This window comes from Tamlana crocina (assembly GCF_012037625.1).
Window position 1 is genome coordinate 1 of sequence record NZ_JAAVJS010000447.1, and the last position, 373, is coordinate 373.

Consider the following 373-nt stretch of genomic DNA (forward strand, 5'->3'; position numbering starts at 1 on the left):
GCGCAGGATGCCGAACTCGTATGTGTGCGTAGCTATCCCGAATATATTGGGGAGGTAAGCGGTTACAATTATATAGAAGCTAAAGGTAGAATTCCCGGAGCTATTTTTGCCGATTGTGGAAGTGATGCTTACCACATGGAAAACTACAGGAATGTTGATCACACCACCAGGGAATTTCATGAAGTCATTGAGAACTGGAAACAAAACGGAATTACTCCCGACAAACATCTCGCTTTCTATTGCGGTACCGGATGGCGCGGCAGTGAAGCCTGGTTCAATGCCTGGCTATTAGGCTGGCCAAAAGTTTCAGTTTATGATGGCGGCTGGTTCGAGTGGAGCAATGATCCTAATAATCCTTTTGAAACCGGCGTTC

Annotated in this window: 1 protein-coding gene; it reads left to right on the forward strand. The window is 46.4% G+C overall.

The window, feature by feature from the left end:
- On the forward strand, positions 1-373 hold a 373-nt coding region (locus HC176_RS17530), incomplete at both ends, for a sulfurtransferase (protein ID WP_280818717.1).